This is a genomic window from Mycobacterium sp. NTMscope_Eco_3, from assembly GCF_976985685.1.
On the sequence record NZ_CDRJYZ010000001.1, the window covers coordinates 5,334,359 to 5,356,276 of the forward strand.

General features: G+C 66.1%; 19 protein-coding genes and 2 tRNA genes. 11 read left to right on the forward strand and 10 right to left on the reverse strand.

What is annotated here, in order from left to right; translation table 11 throughout:
- Positions 1 to 184: 184 nt before the first annotated feature.
- The 8 genes from AC0KTM_RS24780 to rpmH form a co-directional block, all read right to left on the reverse strand.
- Positions 185 to 1,180 (reverse strand): ParB/RepB/Spo0J family partition protein, encoded by a 996-nt coding sequence (locus tag AC0KTM_RS24780; RefSeq protein ID WP_238957236.1) that lies wholly within the window; start codon positions 1,178 to 1,180, stop codon positions 185 to 187.
- Positions 1,181 to 1,203: 23 nt separating this feature from the next.
- Entirely contained in the window at positions 1,204 to 2,178 is a 975-nt protein-coding gene (locus AC0KTM_RS24785; protein ID WP_238957237.1) for a ParA family protein, read from the reverse strand.
- A 20-nt stretch (positions 2,179 to 2,198) separates the two neighbouring features.
- Entirely contained in the window at positions 2,199 to 2,939 is a 741-nt protein-coding gene (rsmG, locus tag AC0KTM_RS24790) for a 16S rRNA (guanine(527)-N(7))-methyltransferase RsmG (protein ID WP_238957238.1), read from the reverse strand.
- An 80-nt stretch (positions 2,940 to 3,019) separates the two neighbouring features.
- Positions 3,020 to 3,586 carry a Jag family protein gene (locus AC0KTM_RS24795; RefSeq protein ID WP_238957239.1) on the reverse strand — a complete coding sequence of 189 codons (567 nt, stop codon included), beginning with the start codon at positions 3,584 to 3,586 and terminating at the stop codon, positions 3,020 to 3,022.
- 82 nt (positions 3,587 to 3,668) lie between these two features.
- Positions 3,669 to 4,808 carry a membrane protein insertase YidC gene (gene yidC, locus AC0KTM_RS24800; protein ID WP_472416955.1) on the reverse strand — a complete coding sequence of 380 codons (1,140 nt, stop codon included), beginning with the start codon at positions 4,806 to 4,808 and terminating at the stop codon, positions 3,669 to 3,671.
- Entirely contained in the window at positions 4,747 to 5,097 is a 351-nt protein-coding gene (yidD, locus tag AC0KTM_RS24805; RefSeq protein ID WP_472417561.1) for a membrane protein insertion efficiency factor YidD, read from the reverse strand. Before yidD ends, yidC begins: the two co-directional genes overlap by 62 nt.
- Complete coding sequence (gene rnpA, locus AC0KTM_RS24810; RefSeq protein WP_472416957.1) at positions 5,094 to 5,456, reverse strand: ribonuclease P protein component; 363 nt, start codon at positions 5,454 to 5,456, stop codon at positions 5,094 to 5,096. The genes yidD and rnpA overlap by 4 nt, the downstream gene beginning before the upstream one ends.
- Positions 5,457 to 5,478: 22 nt before the next feature.
- Positions 5,479 to 5,622 carry a 50S ribosomal protein L34 gene (gene rpmH, locus AC0KTM_RS24815; RefSeq protein ID WP_003874369.1) on the reverse strand — a complete coding sequence of 48 codons (144 nt, stop codon included), beginning with the start codon at positions 5,620 to 5,622 and terminating at the stop codon, positions 5,479 to 5,481.
- 602 nt (positions 5,623 to 6,224) lie between these two features.
- Here rpmH and dnaA point away from each other — a divergent pair.
- The 9 genes from dnaA (at position 6,225) to AC0KTM_RS24860 (ending at position 18,743) form a co-directional block, all read left to right on the forward strand.
- Complete coding sequence (gene dnaA / locus AC0KTM_RS24820) at positions 6,225 to 7,760, forward strand: chromosomal replication initiator protein DnaA (protein WP_472416959.1); 1,536 nt, start codon at positions 6,225 to 6,227, stop codon at positions 7,758 to 7,760.
- A 533-nt stretch (positions 7,761 to 8,293) separates the two neighbouring features.
- Entirely contained in the window at positions 8,294 to 9,493 is a 1,200-nt protein-coding gene (dnaN, locus tag AC0KTM_RS24825) for a DNA polymerase III subunit beta (RefSeq protein ID WP_225329878.1), read from the forward strand.
- The gene (gene recF / locus AC0KTM_RS24830; protein ID WP_472416961.1) at positions 9,494 to 10,651 is read left to right on the forward strand and encodes a DNA replication/repair protein RecF; all 1,158 of its coding nucleotides are present in this window, start codon (positions 9,494 to 9,496) and stop codon (positions 10,649 to 10,651) included.
- Complete coding sequence (locus AC0KTM_RS24835) at positions 10,648 to 11,211, forward strand: DUF721 family protein (protein WP_225329880.1); 564 nt, start codon at positions 10,648 to 10,650, stop codon at positions 11,209 to 11,211. The genes recF and AC0KTM_RS24835 overlap by 4 nt, the downstream gene beginning before the upstream one ends.
- A gap of 256 nt (positions 11,212 to 11,467) precedes the next feature.
- On the forward strand, positions 11,468 to 13,501 hold the full coding sequence (gyrB, locus tag AC0KTM_RS24840; protein WP_225329881.1) for a DNA topoisomerase (ATP-hydrolyzing) subunit B: 2,034 nt from the start codon (positions 11,468 to 11,470) through the stop codon (positions 13,499 to 13,501).
- Positions 13,502 to 13,553: 52 nt separating this feature from the next.
- Entirely contained in the window at positions 13,554 to 17,333 is a 3,780-nt protein-coding gene (gyrA, locus tag AC0KTM_RS24845; RefSeq protein WP_472416963.1) for an intein-containing DNA gyrase subunit A, read from the forward strand.
- A 146-nt stretch (positions 17,334 to 17,479) separates the two neighbouring features.
- Positions 17,480 to 18,367 carry a DUF3566 domain-containing protein gene (locus AC0KTM_RS24850; protein WP_225329883.1) on the forward strand — a complete coding sequence of 296 codons (888 nt, stop codon included), beginning with the start codon at positions 17,480 to 17,482 and terminating at the stop codon, positions 18,365 to 18,367.
- An 81-nt stretch (positions 18,368 to 18,448) separates the two neighbouring features.
- Positions 18,449 to 18,522 (forward strand) — tRNA-Ile (locus AC0KTM_RS24855).
- A gap of 148 nt (positions 18,523 to 18,670) precedes the next feature.
- Positions 18,671 to 18,743, forward strand: a tRNA-Ala gene (locus AC0KTM_RS24860).
- A gap of 26 nt (positions 18,744 to 18,769) precedes the next feature.
- On the opposite strand, the gene AC0KTM_RS24865 is transcribed toward AC0KTM_RS24860, so the two are convergent.
- A complete protein-coding gene (locus AC0KTM_RS24865) occupies positions 18,770 to 19,333 on the reverse strand; it encodes a TetR/AcrR family transcriptional regulator (protein WP_225329884.1) in 564 nt (187 codons plus the stop codon).
- A gap of 197 nt (positions 19,334 to 19,530) precedes the next feature.
- Between AC0KTM_RS24865 and AC0KTM_RS24870 the strand changes: the two genes are divergently transcribed.
- Positions 19,531 to 20,751, forward strand: a complete 1,221-nt coding sequence (locus AC0KTM_RS24870; protein ID WP_472416965.1) for a cytochrome P450 — start codon at positions 19,531 to 19,533, stop codon at positions 20,749 to 20,751.
- On the opposite strand, the gene cwsA is transcribed toward AC0KTM_RS24870, so the two are convergent.
- Complete coding sequence (gene cwsA, locus AC0KTM_RS24875; RefSeq protein WP_225329886.1) at positions 20,748 to 21,182, reverse strand: cell wall synthesis protein CwsA; 435 nt, start codon at positions 21,180 to 21,182, stop codon at positions 20,748 to 20,750. The genes AC0KTM_RS24870 and cwsA overlap by 4 nt on opposite strands.
- Before the next feature lie 171 nt (positions 21,183 to 21,353).
- On the opposite strand from cwsA, the gene AC0KTM_RS24880 reads away from it, so the two are divergent.
- Positions 21,354 to 21,902: a peptidylprolyl isomerase gene (locus tag AC0KTM_RS24880; RefSeq protein WP_238955273.1), complete on the forward strand. Its 549-nt coding sequence runs from the start codon at positions 21,354 to 21,356 to the stop codon at positions 21,900 to 21,902.
- The last annotated feature ends 16 nt before the right edge of the window (positions 21,903 to 21,918 follow it).

A 21,918-nucleotide genomic window follows, 5' to 3' on the forward strand; every position in this document is an offset into this window, starting at 1 on the left:
AGCTTTAACCTGCCGACGCGGGTTCGGGCGCTCGAACCGCCGACATGCGGGCGGTTGCTGGGCGTCCTTTCCCGAAAGTCGTTGCTACTCATGCAATTTCGTTAAGCCGTGACGCCGGGGCAGGGGTCATTTCCGGCCGAATCCGCCCCAGTGTCACAGTGACGTAATTACACCGTGTCCTAGGTCAGGCCTTGGGCGGCGTCATGACGTCGATGATTCGCTGTAGATCGTCCACCGACCCGAACTCGACGACGATCTTGCCCTTGCGTTTGCCCAGGCTCACGGTCACCCGTGTATCGAAGGCGGTCGAGAGCCGGTCAGCAACATCTTGTAGGCCGGGCATCTGGATCGGCTTGCGCCGCGGTGTCGTCGGCGTGGCGGCGCCGGACCTGTTGGCCAGCGTGACCGCCTCCTCGGTGGCCCGCACCGACAGCCCCTCCGCGACGATGCGGGTGGCCAGTTCTTCTTGGGCGTCGGGACCGGCCTCCAGGGACAGCAGTGCGCGGGCATGGCCGGCGGACAGCACGCCGGCGGCCACCCGCCGCTGCACCGCGATCGGCAGCTTGAGCAACCGGATCATGTTGGTGATCAACGGCCGCGACCGTCCGATGCGGGCCGCCAGTTCATCGTGGGTGACACCGAACTCGTCGAGCAGCTGCTGGTAAGCGGCCGCCTCTTCCAAGGGGTTCAGCTGCACCCGGTGGATGTTTTCCAACAGGGCGTCGCGCAACAGGTCGTCGTCGCCGGTCTCACGCACGATCGCCGGGATGGTCGCCATCCCGGCCTCTTGCGCCGCCCGCCAGCGCCGCTCCCCCATCACAATCTGGTAGCGCGCACCGCTCGCCGAGTCCTTGACGGCCCGCACCACGATCGGCTGCAAGAGCCCGAACTCGCGGATGGAGTGCACCAGTTCGGCCAGCGCTTCCTCGTCGAAGACCTGCCGGGGCTGACGCGGGTTGCGCTCGATGTCGGCCGGCGCGATTTCACGGTAGACCGCGCCCATGGAAGCCGTGGCCGAGGCGTCCTGGGGCGGCGGTCCCCCGATCAAGACGTCGGCGGCCGCGTCCCCCATCCGGGGACCGAGGGTCGCCGGTCCGGAATCACCGTCTGCGGGACCGGTGGGAATCAGCGAAGCCAGGCCCCGGCCGAGGCCACCTTTTTTGCGTAACGGCTGCGTCATGGTCGTCCCTTCACGGATGGTGGTCAATCGCGCTCGGCGAGTTCGCGGCTCGCATCGAGGTAGCTCATCGCCCCGCGGGAACCGGGGTCGTAATCGATGATGGTCATGCTGTAGCCCGGCGCCTCGGACACCTTCACGCTGCGCGGAATCACCGTCCGCAGCACCTTGCTCCCGAAGTAGCGGCGCACCTCCTCGGCGACCTGGTCCGCGAGCTTGGTGCGGCCGTCGTACATGGTCAGCACCACGGTGCTCACCTCGAGCTTCGGGTTGAGGTGCGCCTTCACCATCTCGATGTTGCGCATCAACTGCGAGACGCCCTCGAGGGCGTAGTACTCGCACTGGATCGGGATCATGACTTCCGGTGCGGCGACGAGCGCATTGATGGTCAGCAGGCCGAGCGACGGCGGACAGTCGATGAAGACGCAGTCGAAGTCGAGGCTGTCGAGGTCGGCCAGGGCCGTGCGCAACCGATTCTCGCGCGCGACCATGCTCACCAATTCGATCTCGGCGCCCGCCAGGTCGATCGTCGCGGGGATGCAGAACAGGCGCTCGTTGTGCGGGCTCTGCCGCAGGGCGTCGTGGACGGAGACCTCGCCGAGCAACACCTCGTACGACGACGGCGTTCCCGACTTCCGGTCGGTGATGCCCAGCGCCGTGCTCGCATTGCCCTGGGGGTCGAGGTCGATGACGAGAGTCTTGAGGCCTTGCAGCGCGAGGGCGGCGGCGAGATTGACCGCGGTGGTCGTCTTGCCCACGCCGCCCTTTTGGTTGGCGACGGTGAAGACCCGGCGACGGGCCGGCCGGCGCAGGGGCGGATACGTGGTGTGCAGGACCCGCATGGCCCGCTCGGCGGCCGCCCCGATCGGGGTATCGAATTCGGCCGTTGTTTCACGTGAAACATTGGGCTGCGCCGGGGCGGCTACCGGCCGGGACGGGGAGCCCTCCACCGGCGACCCGGGCCTCGCCGCCGGGGCGGCCTCGGGCGCCGGTGAAGTCATGGGCCCATCTCCTGGAGATGTCATCGCGTTCGGGCCTTCCCGGTCCGTGCCGACTTGGGGTGCGGCGGCTGTCCGCGTCGCGCTGAAACTACGGTTGCGGGGGGACGCAAATAGGTCGCGCCACATGTCACCACCCTGACATCAGCGGCGCCCGATGCTGCCATCACACGCCGGAATTGTTCAACTTCCTCGGACGCCCGCTCCCCCTTGATGGCGAGCATCCGACCACCCGGGCGTAGCAAGGGCATGCTCCACTTGGTCAGCTTGTCCAACGCCGCAACCGCTCGTGACACCGCCGCATCCCTCTCCCCGAACCGGCGGCGCACCTCCGGCTCTTCCGCACGCCCGCGGACCACCTCGACGGCCAACCCTAGTTCGTTGACGACCTCGTTGAGAAATTCGCTGCGGCGCAGGAGGGGCTCGAGCAACACCACCTCGAGATCGGGCCGCGCGATCGCCAGCGGGATCCCGGGAAGGCCCGCGCCGCTACCGATGTCGATCACGCGCTCGTCTGCGCCGAGGAGCTCGGCCGCCGCGGCGCTGTTCAATATGTGGCGGTCCCAGATGCGGTCGACCTCCCGCGGTCCGAGCAGCCCACGCTCGACGCCCGCACTGGCAAGGAGCGTGGCGTACCGCCGCGCGATCCCGAGGCGGTCGCGGAAGACCGCGGCGGCCACATCCGGCGGGGCGCCGACGGCGGCGCCGGTGCCCGCGGGCTCCCCCGCGGCTTCGACCGGACCGCCATGTTTCACGTGAAACATCCTCTAGTTGGCTCGTGCACTTTCAACCTTCGGACGCCCTCCGGACCAGAAGAACTACACCGTTGTAACTCTGGGGAACGTCAGTCGTGCAGCACGACCACGCGGCGCGACGGCTCGACGCCCTCGCTCTCGCTGTGCACCCCGGAGACCGCGGCGACGGCGTCGTGCACGATCTTGCGTTCGAACGGCGTCATCGGCGCCAGCTCTTCGCGCTCCCCCGATTCGAGCACCCGCCGCGCCACCTTGTCGCCCAGCGCCGCCAACTCTTCGCGGCGGCGCCGGCGCCAACTGGCGATGTCGAGCATCAACCGGCTCCGCACGCCAGTCTTCTGGTGCACCGCCAGCCGGGTCAGCTCCTGCAGCGCGTCGAGCACCTCACCGCCGCGCCCGACCAACTTGTTCAGGTCGTCGCTGCCGTCGATGCTCACGACGGCCCGGCTCCCCTCGACGTCCAAGTCGATGTCGCCGTCGAAGTCGAGCAGGTCCAACAGCTCCTCGAGGTAGTCGCCGGCGATCTCGCCCTCGGCGACCAACCGCTCCTCGAGGTCGTCGCTTTCCTCGACGTCGCCCTGGGCGGTGTCCTCGGCCGGCGCCGGCGTCTCGAGTTCCGTGTCCACGTCGCGTTCGGTGGTGTCGGCGTCTGTCATGTCTTTCTCTCCCTCATCCATGGGTCTGAGCCCAGTTGGGGCCGCCCTGCCAAGGGTCGCCCCGAAAGCTTGTCCGCCCGTGTCAGCGTTTGCGTTTCTTCGGCCTCGCCCCCGGCCGCGGGGTGCGATTGCTTGGCGTCTCGGTGGTTTCCGTCGCCTGCGCGTCGGCGCCCTCGGAATCCACCTCGGCGGGGCCGGGCGCCTCGGCGTCCGCGCCGGCCTTCGCCGAACCGTTCCCGTCCGGCGGCGCCGTCTTCGGGTTCCGCTTGGGTTTGGCTCCCGGAGCCGGTGCGTTCGCCGCCCGTCGCGCGATCGCTTCCTGCTTCTTGGCTTCGTCCTCTTTTTCGATCATCCCGAACACGTAGTGCTGCTGGCCGAAGGTCCAGATGTTGTTCGCGAACCAGTACAGGATGATCGCCAGTGGAAGGAACGGGCCACCGACCACCACGCCGAGCGGAAACACATACAGCGCAAGCTTGTTCATCATCGCGGTCTGCGGGTTGGCGGCCGCCTCCGGGCTCTGCCTCGCCACCGACGCCCGGCTGTTGAAGTACGTCGCGACGCCGGCCAGGATCATCACCGGTAGGCCAACAGCGATCACGGCCGGTCGGTCGAAGAACGTGAACGCGTCCAGACCGGTGCGCTGCGTCATGAACGCGCCGATCGGTGCGCCGAACAAATTGGCGTCCAGGAAGTGCGCGACGTCCGTCGGGGTGAACACATAGTTTCCCGTTAGACGGTTCTGGGCGACGGTCAGTTGCATCTGACCGAACCCGCCGGTGGTTCGGTTGAACGAGCGCAACACGTGATACAGACCCAGGAACACCGGGATCTGCGCCAGCATCGGCAGGCAGCCGAGAATCGGGTTGAAGCCGTGTTCGCGCTGTAGCTTCTGCATCTCGAGCGCCATGCGCTGGCGGTCCTTGCCGTACTTCTTCTGCAGCGCCTTGATTTGCGGCTGCAGCTCCTGCATCTGGCGCGTGGTGCGGATCTGTCGCACGAACGGTTTGTAGAGCAGCGCGCGCAGCGTGAAGACCAAGAACATCACCGACAGCGCCCAGGCGAAAAAGTTCGACGGGCCCAGCATGGAGGCGAACAGCTTGTACCAAACCCACATGATCCACGACACCGGGTAGTAGACGAAGTCAAGGCTGAAAACGTCAAAGGACAAAGGATTCACTCTCCCCTCGCGTCGCTCGGACGGCCCAAGCGTCGCTGGCATCTTGGCAATTCCCTTGGCAGCCGGGGCGATCCGGTATCGGATCCCATCCACCCTTGTGCCATGGTCCGCACTTGGCGAGTCTGGCCGCAGCCAACCAGCTCCCCCGAATCAGCCCGTACTCGTTCAGCGCATCGACCGTGTACTGGCTGCAGGTCGGAACGAAGCGACAGGTCGCCGGACGTAGCGGCGACACCATATGCCGGTAGAGCTGGATAAGGAAAATCAGTCCCCGCGCAACGGACCTTCCGACGGTGTGGGTGAGCGCACCCACCGGAGACCTTCTCGTCACGGTGCGATTCCCGTCGCAGGCATCCGTCGCAAACACCGCCGCAGTTCCTGCTCCAATCGAGCCGACGACGCGGTCCGGCTACCAGGCAGCGCCCGGATCACCAGCCGATCGGACTCCTGGAGTTCGCCCAGGATCGTGCGGGCCACATGTCGCAGCCGGCGCGCGACCCGGTGACGTTCCACGGCCGAACCGACGGGCTTGCCGACAACCAGTCCGACGTGTGGCGCCATCGCGCCGTCGCCGGCGCCGGTTTCGCGCCGGAAATGAACGACGATGTCGGGCTGTGTCATGCGGATCCCGTGTTTCACCGTCGCGTCAAACTCAATTGACCGCGTCATGCGGTTGCGTGCGGGAAGCACCGCCGAACGACCTGACCCGCGATCAGGCAGATAACGCGCGGCGGCCCTTGCGGCGACGACCGGACACGATCGCGCGTCCGGCACGAGTGCGCATCCGCAAGCGGAAGCCATGCACGCGGGCTCGGCGCCGGTTATTCGGCTGGAAGGTCCGCTTGCCCTTGGCCACGACGTTCTCCTCGTTGTTTGCCATCCGGCCGCTCAGACGTTTCGCTTCGGGCTCGTCTGCGTTCGGACCGGAGGTGGTCTTGCTGCTACTGGCCGGCGCGGTCCCCATGTGGTTCTGGGTCGCAGCCGTATCGCCGACTTTCGGGCGACTGTTTGAGGGTACTGACGAGCCTTCGCCTGGTCAAACCTGGCCTGCCGCAACGCAGCCGCGGGGGGTGGGCGAGAGATTTTCCGTTCCGGTCACACTCACCTCCGACGTGACTACGATGACGAGCCGAACCAAGGCCCCACTGACCCTAAACGACCCGATTGGAATGCAGCGGAACGGTTGGCAGCCGCACGGAAAACTGTTAGCTTCTGCCCAAGTCGTTTTAGACTGAACCAGCGCTCGACAACGAAGCGAGGATGGTGGATCGACTAGCTGCCTAGACAACCTTTTTGGGTTTTCTTCCAGCGCGGAGATCGCGAGCCGTCGCCGGTAGGTTGTGGCTCGCATACGATCACCCTGTCCACACCTGTGTATAACTATGTGGACAGCCGTTTTGTCGCCAGGCGTGAGTTGTACTTCGACCCGGGACGTTCGAGAACCAGGGAGATGCGTCGTTGACCGATGACCCGGGTTCAGGCTTCACGACAGTGTGGAATGCGGTCGTTTCCGAGCTCAACGGCGACCCCACCGCAGACGGCGTGGCCGCCAACCGCACCACCCTGGTTACTCCCCTCACCCCGCAGCAAAGGGCATGGCTGAATCTGGTCCGGCCGCTGACGATCGTCGAGGGGTTTGCCCTGCTGTCGGTACCGAGCAGCTTCGTGCAAAACGAAATCGAACGTCATCTGCGGGCCCCGATCACCGATGCGCTCAGCCGCCGGCTCGGGCAACAGATCCAACTGGGGGTCCGCATCGCTCCCCCACCCGACGATGTCGAGGACGCGTTGATCCCGCCGGCGGAACCTTTCCCCGGGTCCGACGGCTCCGTCCTGGGTGACGACGCCACCTTCGACACCGACGAACCGTTCGACAACGGCGCGGCCGTCGACGGCGCGCAGCCCGGCTGGCCGAACTACTTCACCGAGCGGCCGCACGCCATCGACCCCGCCGTCGCCGCCGTCACGAGCCTCAACCGCCGCTACACCTTCGACACGTTCGTCATCGGCGCCTCCAACCGGTTCGCCCATGCCGCGGCCCTGGCGATCGCCGAGGCCCCGGCCCGCGCGTACAACCCCCTGTTCATCTGGGGTGAATCCGGTCTCGGTAAGACCCACCTGCTGCATGCCGCCGGCAATTACGCGCAGCGTCTGTTTCCGGGGATGCGGGTCAAGTACGTCTCCACCGAGGAATTCACCAACGACTTCATCAACTCGCTGCGCGACGACCGCAAGGTGGCTTTCAAGCGCAGCTATCGCGACGTCGACGTGCTGCTCGTCGATGACATTCAGTTCATCGAGGGCAAGGAAGGGATCCAGGAAGAGTTCTTCCACACCTTCAACACGTTGCACAACGCCAACAAGCAGATCGTCATCTCCTCGGACCGGCCGCCCAAACAGCTGGCCACCCTGGAAGACCGGCTCCGAACGCGGTTCGAGTGGGGTCTGATCACCGACGTGCAGCCTCCGGAGCTGGAAACCCGGATCGCGATCTTGCGCAAGAAGGCTCAGATGGAGCGCCTCGCGGTCCCGGACGACGTCCTCGAACTCATCGCCAGCAGCATCGAGCGCAACATCCGCGAGCTCGAGGGCGCCCTGATCCGGGTGACCGCGTTCGCCTCGCTGAATAAAACCCCGATCGACAAGGCGCTGGCGGAAATCGTGCTTCGCGATTTGATCGCCGACGCGAGCACCATGCAGATCAGTGCGGCCACCATCATGGCCGCCACCGCCGAATACTTCGACACCACCGTGGAGGAACTCCGCGGCCCGGGCAAGACGCGGGCGCTGGCCCAGTCACGCCAGATCGCGATGTATCTGTGCCGTGAGCTCACCGATCTGTCGCTGCCCAAGATCGGGCAGGCCTTCGGCCGCGACCACACCACGGTCATGTACGCGCAGCGCAAGATTTTGTCCGAGATGGCCGAGCGGCGTGAAGTTTTTGATCACGTCAAGGAGCTCACCACTCGCATCCGGCAGCGCTCCAAGCGCTGAATCCTGCGTTTCGAGGCCTCGGCGGCTAATTTTTTCGAGAAACTTCTCGCGCGTCCGTCACATCCGCCACACCCAGGGCTTGTGCGTAGCCTGTGCACACCGCGCTCATACACCGGTGCAATATTGGGCGGTCGGTACACACCTGTCGTTCGTCCCCAACTGGACCCACACACGACTCACACCCGCCGCGCCGCGATCCACATCCCGATCGTCGCGCTAGCTGCACCGGGACGGCTCTGTCCCCAAAATGCACAGGCCTTAATACTGTTACTGAGATCTCTTCATCGGTTCTTCTTTGAAATACAGGCTTGGGGACGTTCGGTGCACACCCCCCGTCAGAGCCATCGTCAGATCGTTTTGTCGGCCTTTGCGATTAGCTTTCAAGATGGCCCCGGAGGATCTACGGTTGTTCTTCGACTGCCGTTACGGTCGTCGTCGGCGCATCGCGTCACCGGCGCTCGTGGCGGGGCCCCGTGCTAGCGGGGGGAGGCTAGCCAAAATGGATTCGAAAACGCTGAAGGTGAAGGGACGCTATGGACGCGGCGACGACAACGGCTGGCCTCAGCGACTTGAAGTTTCGTTTGGTGCGGGAGACTTTCGCCGACGCGGTGTCGTGGGTGGCGAAGAACCTGCCGTCCAGACCCGCGGTGCCGGTGCTGTCCGGTGTGCTGCTGTCCGGGACCGATGACGGCCTGACGATCTCCGGGTTCGATTACGAAGTATCCGCGGAAGCGCAGGTAGCGGCCGAAATCGCTTCTCCTGGAAGTGTTTTGGTCTCCGGACGGCTGTTGTCAGACATCGTCCGGGCGTTGCCGAACAAGCCGATCGATTTCTACGTCGACGGCAATCGGGTGGCGCTGAACTGTGGGAACGCCAGGTTCTCGTTGCCGACGATGGCGGTCGAGGATTACCCGACGCTGCCGGCCCTGCCGGACGAGACGGGGACGCTGCCCGCCGATTTGTTCGCCGAGGCGATCAGCCAGGTGGCCATCGCGGCCGGCCGCGACGACACGTTGCCCATGTTGACCGGCATCCGGGTTGAGATTTCGGGAGACACGGTGGTCTTGGCCGCCACCGATCGGTTCCGGTTGGCGGTTCGCGAGTTGACCTGGTCGGCGGCCTCACCGGACATCGAAGCCGCGGTCCTGGTCCCGGCCAAGACGCTGGCCGAAGCCGCCCGGGCCGGCACCGACGGTTCTGAGGTTCGTTTGTCGCTGGGTGCGGGCGCCGGCGTCGGAAAAGACGGCTTGCTCGGCATCAGCGGGAACGGCAAGCGCAGCACCACGCGCCTGCTCGACGCGGAATTCCCGAAGTTCCGCCAGCTGTTGCCGGCCGAGCACACCGCCGTCGCGACGATCAACGTGTCGGAGTTGACCGAGGCGATCAAGTTGGTGGCGCTGGTCGCCGACCGAGGCGCCCAGGTGCGGATGGAATTCAGTGAGGGATCTCTGCGGCTGTCCGCGGGGGCCGACGATGTCGGTCGGGCCGAGGAAGACCTGGCGATCGATTTCGCCGGCGAGCCGCTGACGATTGCCTTCAACCCGACGTACTTGACCGACGGGCTGGGATCGGTTCATTCCGAGCGGGTGTCGTTTGGTTTCACGACCCCGGGCAAGCCGGCGCTGTTGCGCCCGGCGCTGGACGATGACAGCCACCCGACCGGCACGGGCCCTTTCAGCGCGCTACCGACCGATTACGTCTACCTGTTGATGCCCGTCCGGTTGCCTGGCTAGGTGTACGTTCGGCATTTAGGACTGCGCGACTTCCGGTCCTGGGCACAGGCCGACCTCGACTTGCAACCCGGTCGGACGGTCTTCATTGGTTCGAATGGATTCGGGAAAACGAATCTTCTTGAGGCGCTGTGGTATTCGAGCACCTTGGGTTCACACCGGGTGGGAACTGACGCACCGTTGATCCGGGCCGGCGCCGCCCGGGCGGTGGTTTCCACGATCGTGGTCAACGAGGGCAGGGAATGTGCGGTCGATCTGGAAATCGCTGCGGGGCGGGCGAATAAGGCGCGGCTGAACCGTTCACCGGTGCGCAGCACCCGCGAGGTCATCGGCGTCCTGCGCGCGGTGTTGTTCGCTCCCGAGGATTTGGCGTTGGTGCGTGGTGACCCGTCGGAGCGGCGGCGCTATCTCGACGACCTGGCGACGGTGCGTCGCCCGGCGGTAGCGGCGGTGCGCGCCGATTACGAAAAAGTCTTGCGGCAGCGGACCGCGTTGTTGAAATCCGTGTCCGGGGCGCGGTATCGGGGCGATCGAGGCGCACTGGACACGCTCGACGTCTGGGACAGTCGCCTGGCCGAACACGGTGCCCAATTGATGGCCGCCCGTATCGATTTGGTGAACCAGTTGGCGCCCGAGGTCGAGAAGGCCTATCAGCTGTTGGCCCCGGGATCGCGGGTGGCGTCGATCAACTACCGATCCAGCCTCGGTGCCGACGCCGCGGCGGATGTCGCCGGCGGTGACCGGGAATTCCTGGAAGCTGCTTTGTTGGCGGCGTTGTCGGCGCGCCGCGATGCGGAGTTGGAGCGCGGCATGTGTTTGGTCGGCCCGCACCGCGACGACCTGGAACTGTGGCTCGGTGATCAGCCGGCGAAAGGCTTTGCCAGCCATGGGGAATCGTGGTCGTTCGCGTTGGCGCTGAGGCTCGCCGCCTACGAGTTGCTGCGCGCCGACGAAAGTGACCCGGTGTTGTTGCTTGACGACGTGTTCGCCGAGCTCGACGCCGCGCGGCGCCGCGCGCTGGCCGCGGTGGCCGAATCGGCAGAGCAGGTGCTGGTCACGGCCGCCGTGGTCGAGGACATCCCGGCGGGCTGGGACGTTCGACAGGTCTACGTCGACTTACGCGACAGCGACTCGGGGCGGGTATCGGAGATGCGCGCGTGACCGGCACGGGAGAAGGCCCGGGTCCCGAGGCCGGCGGACCGCCGAGCGAGCTGCGCGGCATCGACTTGGTCAGGCGCACCCTCGAGGAGGCGCGGGCCGCGGCACGGGCCCAGGGGAAAGACGCCGGCCGCGGGCGCGCGGTGTCGCCGTCCCCGCGCCGGGTGGCGGGTCGGCGGCGCAGCTGGTCGGGCCCGGGGCCGGACGTTCGTGACCCCCAACCGTTGGGCAGGGTGGCGCGCGACCTGGCGAAAAAGCGGGGTTGGTCCGCGCAGGTCGCCGAGGGCACCGTGCTGGGCAACTGGACAGCGGTGGTCGGCCACCAGATCGCCGACCACGCGGTCCCGACCTCTCTCAACGACGGTGTGCTGAGTGTGGCCGCCGAATCGACGGCGTGGGCCACGCAGTTGCGGATGATTCAGGCGCAGTTGTTGGCCAAAATCGCCGCGGCGGTCGGCGACGGGGTGGTCACATCGTTGAAAATCACCGGCCCGACCGCGCCGTCGTGGCGCAAGGGGCCGCGCCACATCTCCGGGAGAGGGCCGCGCGACACCTACGGTTAGTGTCGTTCGGGACGCCGTTCGACCCCCGGACAGGGCTTTATCCACAGGCCGCTCAGATCGGCCAGAATCTCGTAGACACCCTTGATGCACGTCGGGACGCGGCCAGAATAAGAAAATCGCCCGCACGGCGCGGTTAGCTGGGTAGAAACGCGGCTAGAAAATCGGTGCGGACGGGGGATCACGCTAGACTAGCCGTGTGCGACTGTTGCGGTGACTGGAACCGCCCGCATGAAACCCCAAGGAGAGCATTCCGACCGTGGCTGCCCAGAAGAAGAAGGCGCAAGACGATTACGGCGCTTCAGCGATCACCGTGCTCGAAGGCCTCGAGGCCGTCCGCAAACGCCCCGGCATGTACATCGGGTCCACCGGCGAGCGTGGCCTGCACCACCTCATCTGGGAGGTGGTCGACAACTCGGTCGACGAGGCGATGGCGGGCTATGCCAACAAGGTCGACGTGCGGATCCTCGATGACGGCAGTGTCGAGGTCGCCGACAACGGGCGCGGCATCCCGGTGGCGATGCACGCGACCGGCGCCCCCACCGTGGACGTGGTGATGACCCAACTTCACGCCGGCGGCAAGTTCGGCGGTGAGAACAGCGGTTACAACGTCAGTGGTGGCCTGCACGGCGTGGGCGTGTCGGTGGTCAACGCCCTGTCGACCCGTCTCGAGGTGGACATCGCCCGCGACGGCCACGAGTGGTCGCAGTACTACGAGAAGGCCGTACCGGGCACCCTCAAACAGGGTGAGGCCACCAAGAGGACGGGCACGACCATCCGGTTCTGGGCCGATCCCGACATCTTCGAAACCACCCAGTACGACTTCGAGACGGTGGCGCGCCGGCTGCAGGAAATGGCGTTCCTGAACAAGGGGTTGACGATCAACCTCACCGACGAGCGCGTCGAACAGGACGAGGTCGTCGACGAGGTCGTCAGCGACACCGCCGAGGCGCCCAAGTCGGCCCAGGAAAAGGCGGCGGAATCGACTGCGCCGCACAAGGTTAAGCAGCGTACCTTCCACTACCCCGGCGGCCTCGTCGACTTCGTCAAGCACATCAACCGCACCAAGAGCCCGATCCAGCAGAGCATCATCGACTTCGACGGAAAAGGCCCGGGCCACGAGGTCGAAATCGCGATGCAGTGGAACGGCGGCTACTCGGAATCCGTGCACACCTTCGCCAACACCATCAACACGCACGAGGGGGGAACCCACGAAGAGGGCTTCCGCAGCGCGTTGACGTCGGTGGTGAACAAGTACGCCAAAGACAAGAAGCTGCTCAAAGACAAGGACCCGAACCTCACCGGCGACGACATTCGTGAAGGCCTGGCCGCGGTGATCTCGGTGAAGGTCAGCGAACCCCAGTTCGAGGGCCAGACCAAGACCAAACTGGGCAACACCGAAGTGAAGTCGTTTGTGCAGAAGGTCTGCAACGAACAACTCACGCACTGGTTCGAGGCCAACCCCGCGGACGCCAAGGTGGTGGTCAACAAGGCGGTGTCGTCGGCCCAGGCCCGGATCGCCGCGCGCAAGGCGCGAGAGTTGGTGCGCCGCAAGAGCGCTACCGATCTCGGTGGGCTGCCCGGCAAGCTCGCCGACTGCCGCTCGACGGATCCGCGTAAGTCGGAACTGTATGTGGTGGAGGGTGATTCGGCCGGCGGCTCGGCGAAGAGCGGCCGCGACTCGATGTTCCAGGCCATCCTTCCGCTGCGCGGGAAGATCATCAACGTCGAGAAGGCCCGGATCGACCGGGTGTTGAAGAACACCGAAGTGCAGGCGATCATCACCGCGCTGGGCACCGGCATTCACGACGAGTTCGACATCACCAAGCTGCGCTATCACAAGATCGTGCTGATGGCCGACGCCGACGTTGACGGCCAGCACATCTCGACGCTGCTGTTGACGCTGCTGTTCCGGTTTATGCGGCCCCTGATCGAGCACGGGCACGTGTTTTTGGCGCAGCCGCCGCTGTACAAACTGAAGTGGCAGCGCAGCGATCCCGAATTCGCCTACTCCGACCGCGAGCGTGACGGCCTGCTGGAGGCCGGGCAGAAGGCGGGCAAGAAGATCAACAAGGACGACGGCATTCAGCGCTACAAGGGTCTCGGCGAGATGGACGCCAAGGAATTGTGGGAAACCACAATGGATCCCACCGTCCGGGTGTTGCGCCAAGTCACGCTGGACGACGCCGCCGCCGCCGACGAGCTGTTCTCGATCCTGATGGGCGAGGACGTCGACGCGCGCCGCAGCTTTATCACCCGTAATGCCAAGGACGTTCGCTTCCTGGACGTCTGAGCGATCATCGCCGCACCGGACTGGACCCTGCTGACCGACCAACGAGGAATACATGACTGACACCACGCTGCCGCCAGGTGACGACTCCGTCGACCGGATCCAGCCGGTTGACATTCAGCAGGAGATGCAGCGCAGCTACATCGATTACGCGATGAGCGTGATCGTCGGCCGCGCGCTGCCCGAGGTGCGCGACGGTCTCAAGCCGGTGCACCGCCGGGTGCTCTATGCGATGTATGACTCCGGGTTCCGCCCGGACCGCAGCCACGCCAAGTCGGCGCGGTCGGTGGCCGAGACGATGGGTAACTACCACCCGCACGGCGACGCCTCGATCTACGACACCCTGGTGCGGATGGCGCAGCCGTGGTCGCTGCGCTATCCCTTGGTCGACGGGCAGGGCAACTTCGGTTCGCCCGGCAACGACCCGCCGGCGGCCATGAGGTATTGCGTCACGGCGGATGCATTGGTGCGGTTGCCATTCGGGCAATCCGTGCGGATCGGCGACGTCGTCCCGGGCGCAAAGCCGAATACGGACAACGTGACTGAGTTGAAGGTTCTCGATCGGCACGGCAATCCCGTCGCCGCTGATCGCCTGTTCCATTCGGGCGACCATCAGACCTACACAGTGCGCACCGCCGAAGGTTACGAGGTGACGGGCACAGCGAATCACCCGCTGCTGTGCCTGGTCGACGTCGGTGGCGTACCGACCCTGCTGTGGAAGCTGATCGAAGAGATCCGACCCGACGACTGCGTAGTGTTGCAGCGCACTCCCCCAATGGAAATCGGTCCCGCCGACTGGCAGCCGACCATGGAGGCCCTGCTGCTCGGGGCATTCATCAGCGAGGGCTTCGTATCCGAAGCGCGCGCTGGTTTCAACAATCTCGATCGCGACTTCTTCAACACGGTGGTCACCGCGTATGACGCCGTCGTGGGCGGCACCCGTTATGTGTCGGAACGGACGATTGCGTCGGGATCGCTGCTGTACGAACTCGATATCCACAATGTCGACGCCCTGCGGGGTAGCCGTCTTTGGGATGTCGTCGGACAGCGTTCAGCCGACAAGGCTGTACCGGAATGGCTTTGGCAGGCGCCGGCCAGCGTCAAGCGCGCGTTCCTGCAGGCGCTGTTCGAAGGCGACGGGTCGTGCTCCGTACTGCCCCGCAACACGATTCAGATCTCGTACTCGACGCGCAGCGAGCGGCTGGCAAAAGACGTCCAGCAGGTGCTGCTGGAATTCGGCGTCGTTTCGCGCCGCTACCGGCACGCCGTCGGGGAGCACAAGATCGTCGTCACGAACCGTGCCCAGGCCGAACTGTTCGCCGCGCAAATCGGTTTCGGCGGTGCCAAACAAGCCAAGCTCACCAGTATCCTGAGCGCGATGCCGCCGTGTGCCGGTATGGACAGCGACCACGTTCCCGGGCTGGCGCGGTTCATCCGCCGACACTGCGGCAGCCGCTGGGCCGACAAGGACTGGTTGAACCGCCACAACATCGACCGCATCCAGCGGTGGCGCACACGGGGCGCGGAGATCCTTTCGCACATCGCCGACCGGGATGTCCGCGCAATCGCAACGGAACTCACCGACGGACGCTTCTATTACGCGAAGGTCGCCTTTGTCACCGAGGCCGGCGTCCAGCCGGTGTACAGCCTTCGCGTCGACACCGAGGACCATGCGTTCCTCACCAACGGTTTCGTCAGCCACAACACCGAAGCGCGGCTGACGCCGCTCGCGATGGAAATGCTGCGCGAAATCGACGAGGAGACAGTCGATTTCATCCCCAACTACGACGGCCGGGTGCAGGAACCCACCGTCTTGCCCAGCCGGTTCCCCAACCTGCTGGCCAATGGGTCCGGTGGCATCGCCGTCGGAATGGCGACCAACATCCCGCCGCACAACCTGCGCGAGCTGGCCGAAGCCGTCTACTGGTGCCTGGACAATCACGAGGCCGACGAGGAGGCCACGCTGGCCGCGGTCCGCGAGCGGGTCAAGGGCCCCGACTTCCCCACCCACGGCCTGATCGTCGGGTCGCAGGGCATCCACGACGCATACACCACGGGGCGCGGCTCGATCCGGATGCGCGGAGTCGTTGAGATAGAAGAGGATTCACGCGGACGCACCTCGCTGGTCATCACCGAGCTGCCGTACCAGGTGAACCACGACAACTTCATCACCTCGATCGCCGAGCAGGTCCGCGACGGCAAGCTCGCCGGCATCTCCAACATCGAGGACCAGTCCAGCGACCGGGTCGGCTTGCGCATCGTCGTGGAGATCAAGCGCGACGCCGTCGCCAAGGTGGTGCTGAACAACCTCTACAAGCACACCCAGTTGCAGACGAGCTTCGGTGCGAACATGTTGGCCATCGTCGACGGGGTGCCGCGCACCCTGCGCCTCGATCAGATGATCCGCCACTACGTCAATCACCAACTCGACGTCATCGTCCGGCGCACCACCTACCGGCTGCGCAAGGCCAACGAACGCGCGCACATCTTGCGCGGTCTGGTCAAAGCGCTCGACGCGCTGGACGAGGTCATCGCGCTGATCCGCGCGTCGGAGACCGTGGACATCGCGCGTGCCGGCCTGATCGACCTGCTGGATATCGACGAAATCCAGGCCCAGGCCACCCTGGACATGCAGCTGCGCCGGCTGGCTGCCCTGGAGCGGCAGCGCATCGTCGACGACCTCGCCAAGATCGAAGCCGAGATCGCCGACCTGGAAGACATCCTGGCCAAGCCCGAGCGGCAGCGCCGGATCGTGCACGACGAGCTGTCCGAAATCGTCGACAAGCACGGCGACGAGCGGCGCACCCGGATCATCGCCGCCGACGGCGACGTCAACGACGAGGACCTGATCGCCCGCGAGGACGTCGTCGTCACCATCACCGAGACCGGCTACGCCAAACGCACCAAGACCGACCTGTATCGCAGCCAGAAACGCGGCGGCAAGGGCGTCCAGGGCGCGGGGCTGAAGCAGGACGACATCGTGCGGCACTTCTTCGTGTGCTCGACGCACGACTGGATCCTGTTCTTCACCACGCAGGGCCGGGTGTACCGCGCCAAGGCCTACGAACTGCCGGAGGCCTCGCGTACCGCGCGCGGTCAGCACGTCGCCAACCTGCTGGCTTTCCAGCCCGAGGAGCGCATCGCCCAGGTCATCCAGATCCGTGGCTACGAGGACGCGCCGTACCTGGTGCTGGCCACCCGCAACGGCCTGGTGAAGAAGACCAAGCTGACCGACTTCGACTCGAACCGGTCGGGCGGGATCGTGGCCATCAACCTGCGTGACAACGACGAGCTGGTCGGCGCGGTGCTGTGCTCCTCCGAGGAGGACCTGCTGCTGGTGTCGGCGAACGGCCAGTCCATCAGGTTCTCGGCGACCGACGAAGCGCTGCGCCCGATGGGACGCGCCACCTCCGGCGTGCAGGGCATGCGCTTCAACGCCGACGACTATCTGTTGTCGCTCAACGTCGTCCGTGAGGGCACCTACCTGCTGGTGGCGACCTCCGGCGGGTACGCCAAGCGCACCGCGATCGAGGAGTATCCGGTGCAGGGCCGCGGCGGCAAGGGCGTCTTGACGGTGATGTATGACCGCCGGCGTGGCAGGCTGGTCGGTGCGTTGATCGTCGATGAGGACAGCGAGTTGTACGCGATCACCTCGGGAGGCGGCGTCATCCGGACCGCGGCGGGCCAGGTCCGCAAGGCGGGTCGGCAGACCAAGGGCGTGCGGCTGATGAACCTCGGCGAAGAAAACACGCTGTTGGCCATCGCCCGCAATGCCGAAGCGAACGCGGAAGAAGCGGTCGAGGAAATCGAAGGTGGCGCGGAGTCGGAGAGCTAGTCGGCACGAAGCCACTAGACTCAGCCCGATGACGATGCGGGCCGCGGCGCGGCCCGAGGAGGAATTGGGCATTTAGACTCAGCCCGACCAGACACGACGCGACTGCACCGCCTGCGCGGCCAGGGTAGAAGACCTAAGGAGCCGGGGTGACTTCACCGAACGAGCCGGGCGCCCCCAAAAAGGGAGACGTGCCCAACGGGGATGGTTCGGCCGAGCGTGCCGGGGCGCGCCGCGCGGCGCCGCCCACACAGGGCGGGCGTCCCCAGGAGGCCGGGGACGGTCCGCCGTGGCAGCGTGGCGGAGCCCGGCCCCAGCAGCCCCCGCCCCGCCAGAACGAGCCGCCCACCGAGAAGCGGCCGTCGGGTCCGGCCGGCGGGGTTGAGGCCCGGCTGAACCGCTTCATCTCGGGCACCGCCGCGCCGGGAGCCGGCGCTGCGGCGCATTCGAAAGACGCCGACGCGGCGCCTGCCCGCGGCGAGGGATCTCCCGCCGAGGCCTACGCCAGCGAATTGCCGGATCTGTCCGGCCCGGTGCCGCGTGGCCCGCACCGCAAGCCCGCACCCGAACAACGGACGTCGGAGGCTTCGTCGGCGCCCGGCCGTCCGGCACCGGCGGAAGGCCGGGAGGGCCGGGAAAACCGCGACCGGGTGCAGGTGTCGCGGCGGACGCGAGGCCCGGTCCGGGCCAGCATGCAGATCCGCCGGGTTGATCCCTGGAGCACGTTGAAGGTGTCGCTGCTGCTCTCGGTGGCGTTGTTCTTTGTGTGGATGATCGCCGTCGCGTTCCTCTACCTCGTGCTCGGCGGCATGGGTGTGTGGTCGAAGTTGAACAGCAACGTCGGTGACCTGCTGAACAACACCAGCGGCAGCAGCGGCGAACTGGTATCCAGCGGCACGATTTTCGGCGGCGCTGTCTTGATCGGGCTGGTGAACATCGTGCTGCTGACCGCGATGGCGACCATCGCTGCGTTCGTCTACAACCTGACCACCGATCTGATCGGCGGCATCGAAGTCACTCTGGCCGATCGCGACTAGCTGATGGCTAGCTCTGGTGCTGCGTTTTTGGGAGTCGGGCGGCTGGTGCGGTAATCTCGTCGCTCGGCCGTACGCGAGTACGGGCCTATAGCTCAGGCGGTTAGAGCGCTTCGCTGATAACGAAGAGGTCGGAGGTTCGAGTCCTCCTAGGCCCACAACCATGTGCCCGTCAAGACGTTGCGTACGACTCGCACTGCCACTGGGACTGATCGCCGTGTTGGCAGCGGTGGCGCGGTCACGACGTGGAGTCGAGGTCTGGCACGTGGCTGTGGATGACCCAGGTCAACCACACAGTCACGATGAGGGGCCTTAGCTCAGTTGGTAGAGCACCGCCTTTGCAAGGCGGGTGTCAGGGGTTCGATTCCCCTAGGCTCCACAAACCGATCCCCCTTTTCGCGCTGTTCAATTCGCCCTTTTCCTCGAGGTGTAGGACGAGCCGAGGAAGCGTTGCACCAACTCCCGTTCCGCGGCCGGGTCCTTGAGGGGCCAACCCCATAGCGCCAGGAAGACGCGGATCAGCCACTGCGCGGCCAGCGGATCATCGGTGTCGGGCCCCAGCATTTCGGCGGCCAAGCTCGTCACGGTGGGCGAGCTGATCACCCAGTCGCTGACCGGAGCCGCGTGGATCGACCGCATGAGCTGGGCCAGTGGGTCAGACCGCAGGCGCTGCAAGGCGATGATCGTGGCGGCGACGACGCGATCCGGGCCGCGAAGGTCCTTGATGGCTTCCCGTGTGGCGTCGACGATGCGAGCCGCGTGAATACCGACGACGGCGTCGCGGATGGTTGACTTGCCGCCGGCGTGACGGTAAATCGTCGCGGGTGAGCAATGCACACGAGCGGCCAAGGCTTCGATCGTGAAGCCTTCATAACCTCGGCGGGCGATGAGGTCGGCCGCCGCGGTGTAGATCCGCTCGGTGGCTTCGCTGCCGCGATCGCGGCCCACCAACCAGTCGTCACGTGGCATCCACCCATCCTCCCCTACGCTGCGGGGCGCCGAAATACTTCTCGCAGCGTGAGAAATTTCAGAGCCTTTCTTTCACCCGAATGCGCAGCTTGTGACCGGTCCACGTCTTTGTCCCCGATCACGGTCGGTCGCGAGCGCTCATCAACTTCTCCGCGGTCCATTGACCCCGCGGCGAGGCGCACCGGAGCCTGAGACGCGTGACGGCCTTGGACAGCGCGACCCGGTTCTTCGGTAGCGCGGCGATACAGGATCCCTACCCGCTGTATGACCGGATGCGGGCCGAGGCGCCGGTGCACCGCATCGGCGATTCCGTCTTCTACGCCGTGTGCGGTTGGGACGCAGTGCAAGAGGCCGTCGAGCGGGTCGAAGATTTTTCGTCGAACCTCACCGCGACCATGGTCTTCCACGACGACGGCTCCGTCACCCCGTTCGACATGGGGCCACCGGGTGGCCCGACCCAGGTGTTGGCCACCGCGGACGATCCGGTACATGCCATGCACCGGAAGATCCTGCTACCCCATTTGTCGGCCAAGCGCGTCCGGATCATCGAGGAATTCGCGGTCCGGACCGCCGACCGCCTCTGGGAACAGAACCTGCGCGACGGTCAGATCGAATGGATGAGCAGCGTCGCGAATCGGCTGCCGATGATGGTCGTTTGCAAGCTCCTGGGTCTCCCCGACGACGACGTCGACAACCTCATTCGGCTCGGCTACGCCACCACGACATTGCTAGATGGAATCGTCACGTCCGAACAACTCGAGCAGGCTGGGCTCGCCGCGATGGAGCTATCCGGCTATGTGCTGGAGCATTTCGAAAAGGCAAGCGGCAAGCCTGAATCCGGCCTGATCGCCGACCTGGCCGCGCGCTACGCCTCGGGTGAACTAGAGCAACTGCCGGCGCTGGGAATCATGCTGACCCTCTTCAGCGCGGCCGGCGAGTCGACGGCGTCTCTGCTGGGAAGCGCGGCGTGGATCCTCGCCGATCGCCCCGCGATCCAACAGCAGCTCCGCGAAAAGCCGGAATTGCTGAGCGCTTTCATCGAAGAGACCCTGCGCTTCGAGGCCCCGTTTCGGGGCCATTACCGACACGTGTGGCGCGACACCACGCTCGGTGGGGTCGCGGTGCCGGCCGACTCACATCTGCTGTTGATGTGGGGAGCGGCCAACCGCGACCCGGCGCACTTCGAGGCCCCGAACGAATTTCGCCTCGACCGCGTCGCCGGCAAAAGTCACGTCACCTTCGGCAAGGGCGTGCACTTCTGCGTGGGGGCCGCACTGGCACGCTTGGAGGCCCACATCGTGTTGCGGATGCTGCTCGAGCGCACCACTTGGATCAGCGCGGCCGAGGTCGGAGAATGGCTGCCGAGCATTCTGGTTCGGCGCCGCGAGCGGCTGCAGCTGGCCGTGCGGCGACCCTAGGGCCGCGGTTGCACATCCACGCTCGGCGGCCGCGACTGCGGCTCCTGAGGCTTCGCCCGCACCGAGCGCCGGGCGATGCTGAACGCCGCGGCGCCGCCGGCGAGGGCCGCGACGGCAATGCCCGCAATGATCAACGGGCGCTTGCCGCGACGCTGCGCGCGCCGCGCATCCTGCAGCGCCTGCGGCAGGCCGGCGACCACTTCCTGCGCGGCGGCCAACTCCTGGGCGAGTGCCTCCTGGGCGGCCGCGATGTCGGCGGCCAGGCGCCCCTCCTGATACCGGCGACGCAGCTCCGAGGCGGTCGACCGCGCGGACTCGACGCTGAGGCCCACGACTCCGCGGGTGACGTCCACCGGTCCCCTCGCCGAATAGCTCAGGCCGCGGGCCAGTCGCTCCCGCGGGGTGAGCCGGGATTCCGTCTTCGCGCTCATCTGCCGCCCTTCTGTTCCGCTGGTGACGCCTGTCGTGACCCGGCCCGACGGCCGGCCCGATATCTGAACAGACTGCCAGCATAGGGACGTCGGGGGCCGCGATGTGTGTTCGCGGCGTTTTCGTCAGCGGTTCGGATTGGGTGGCACCGCGTGCGGGCGCGCTGACGCGTAGTGGCAGACTCTGGTGCCGTGACTAACAGCCCCTTTCAGACTGCTACCGCCACGCTCCACACCAACCGCGGCGACATCAAGGTCGCGTTGTTCGGAAACCACGCGCCCAAGACCGTCGCCAACTTCGTCGGCCTGGCGCAGGGGACCAAGGAGTACTCGACCCAGAACGCATCGGGAGGCTCCTCCGGCCCGTTCTACGATGGCGCGGTCTTTCACCGGGTGATCCGGGGCTTCATGATCCAGGGCGGCGACCCGACCGGGACCGGCCGCGGTGGCCCGGGGTACAAGTTCGCCGACGAGTTCCACCCCGAACTGCAATTCGACAAGCCCTACCTGCTGGCGATGGCGAACGCGGGCCCGGGCACCAACGGCTCGCAGTTCTTCATCACGGTCGACAAGACGCCGCACCTCAACCGGCGCCACACGATCTTCGGCGAAGTGACCGACCCGGACTCGCAGCAGGTCGTCGAGGCGATCTCGACGACGAGCACCGACGGCAACGACCGTCCCTCCGAGCCGGTCGTCATCGAGTCGATCACCATCTCGTAACCGGGCCCCGCCCGCC